General features: G+C 66.7%; 3 protein-coding genes. 1 reads left to right on the forward strand and 2 read right to left on the reverse strand.

Features of this window, described 5'->3' with window-relative positions; all coding sequences use genetic code 11:
• Window positions 1-86: 86 nt before the first annotated feature.
• A complete protein-coding gene (locus JYJ84_RS34805; protein WP_175221776.1) occupies window positions 87-1,022 on the reverse strand; it encodes a hypothetical protein in 936 nt (311 codons plus the stop codon).
• A 68-nt stretch (window positions 1,023-1,090) separates the two neighbouring features.
• Window positions 1,091-1,561, reverse strand: coding sequence for a helix-turn-helix domain-containing protein (locus JYJ84_RS34810; protein WP_174958173.1), 471 nt, complete (start codon window positions 1,559-1,561; stop codon window positions 1,091-1,093).
• 154 nt (window positions 1,562-1,715) lie between these two features.
• Here JYJ84_RS34810 and JYJ84_RS34815 point away from each other — a divergent pair.
• Window positions 1,716-2,173 (forward strand): MFS transporter (locus JYJ84_RS34815; protein ID WP_374102158.1); only part of this gene is annotated, 458 nt, incomplete at its 3' end.

The following is a 2,173-nucleotide window of genomic DNA, read 5'->3' on the forward strand; positions in this document are numbered from 1 at the left end:
GCTCGCGACGCGGGTGCGGCCCGATGCGCATCGCGGCGCATCGTCCTCGCGTCAGACTGTGGCCGCGGCCGATTGAACGGGTGCGGTCATGCGTCGCCGGGGTCGCGCTGGATCAGGTGACACCACGGAAACACGTTGTCCTTGAAGTGACTCACGTAGCCGCCGCTGCCGGCCTGGATCACCATGAACGACAGCCGCGGATGCAGTGCCTGCAGCGCTTCGAGTGCGTCCCGATCGAGACAGGTATTTCTCAGCGTCAGCGTGTGGAGCCGCTGGCCGGCGGGGCTCTTCAGCAAGCGCTCGTAGGCCTCGAACGACGTCACGCTGCCGGCTTCGCGCTCGCGCTTCCACGTCGAATGCAATGCGGTCGATTCGGAGAAATCGAGCCAGCGGAGCGACGACAGGTTGCCGCTGTCCGCAAGGCGATCGATGAACTGCTGTGTATCGTCTCCGCCGCCGATGCGCAACCGCTCGAGATGCGCAAGCGGCACGTCGAAGAAGCAGCCGTCGGGGGCATTCGGCACCGTCAGCTCGGTGAGAAACGGCGCCTTCGCAGCAAAGCGGGCAATCTCGCCGCCCTCCTGCATGATCCGGTCGCGGTGCACGATCATCGACTGGTTGTGATCGGCCGGCTCGGTCGGCCGCACATACAGCGAGCGCAGCATCGGAAAGCGCGCATCCGAATCGAGCAGCGGACCGAAATCCCATTCGCGCGTGCCGTTCGCGCCTTCGTCGAGGCCGCTGAACGCGAGGTCGGTCACGAGCGCCGCGACGTCCCGCTCGGCCAGACATTGCAGCGTCCAGTCGAACGGTTCCTCCCAGGCACCGCCGAAGTACCGGACATGCAGCCCGGCCCGCATCGGCGCGACGGTGACATGGTTGAAATCGGTCTGCCACAGCGGCTCGGCCGGATCGGCATGGTCGCGCCCGTCCTCGGCGCCCTCGCGCTCGCAGTAGTCGTGGATGCGACGCTGCAGGTCGAGCAGAAGCCGATAACCGGCGGAATCCAGCGGGTGGGACATGGCGATGCGGCTCCGGACGACGACGATCGCGACAGTCTATCCGACGGCGCCGCCGTCGCGCATGACGCTCACGGTCGCGTCGTACCGGCTTCGTCGCCGATCTTCCGCACGACCGTCTCTGCCGCCTTCAAAGGCCGGCCGTCGTCATGCCGCAACGCGAGCTTGCGGATCGCGCGCCCGGTGCCGCGATCGACCAGCACCGAATGCGGCTCGCCGCGCGCGAACAGGTTCGCCTCGCCCCACTGCCGCAGCATCACGATCACCGGAAACAGCCCTTCGCCCTTTTTGGTCAGTGCGTATTCCTGATACGCACTGCCGTCCGACGCCGGCACGACGTCGAACACGCCCGCGTCCACCAGCATCCTGAGCCGGTCGGACAGGATGTTGCTCGCAACACCGAGGCTCGCGCGGAAATCGCCGAACCGGCGCACGCCGTCGAACGCATCGCGCACGATCAGCAATGCCCAGCGATCGCCGACGATATCGGTCGCCCGCGCCACCGGGCACGGCGAATCCGCAAGACTTTTCTGCCTGGCCATGTTCCTCTCCGCCATCGCGCCGGCCGCCTTCTCGGCAATGCCGGCCATCCGTGCACGGACCTCCCGTCCGCCGCATAACAGGTTGCATTTTAAAACTACTTTTCCTACACTCCACACTAGTTTCAATTTGCAACCACTTTGCGTAAGGAAACTCATGGATTCTTCCTGTCATACCGGCACCGTTGCATCAAACGTACCTGCCCATGCAGCGCATCCGGCCGACGTCGGCCGCCTGTCCGCGGCGCGCGTCGCGTTGCTGGCCGCCTGCTGTGCGGTCAGTGTCGCGAACGTCTACTACGCGCAGCCGCTGCTCGATTCGATCGCGCGCGATTTCGGCGTGTCGCAGGCGGCCGTCGGCGGTGTCATCACCGCGACGCAGCTCGGCTGTGCACTCGCGCTGCTGTTCGTCGTCCCGCTCGGCGACCTGCTGAACCGCAAGCGCCTGATCGCCGTGCAGCTCCTGCTGCTGACGGCGGCCTGCATCGGTGTCGCCGCGTCGTCGACGCGCGTCGCGCTGCTGGTGGGGATGGTCTCCATCGGGCTGCTCGGCACCGCGATGACGCAAGGGCTGATCGCGTGCTCGGCCGCGCTCTCGGGCGCGATCACGCTGCC

Source organism: Burkholderia sp. LMG 13014 (genome assembly GCF_905232215.1).
Classification (GTDB): domain Bacteria; phylum Pseudomonadota; class Gammaproteobacteria; order Burkholderiales; family Burkholderiaceae; genus Burkholderia.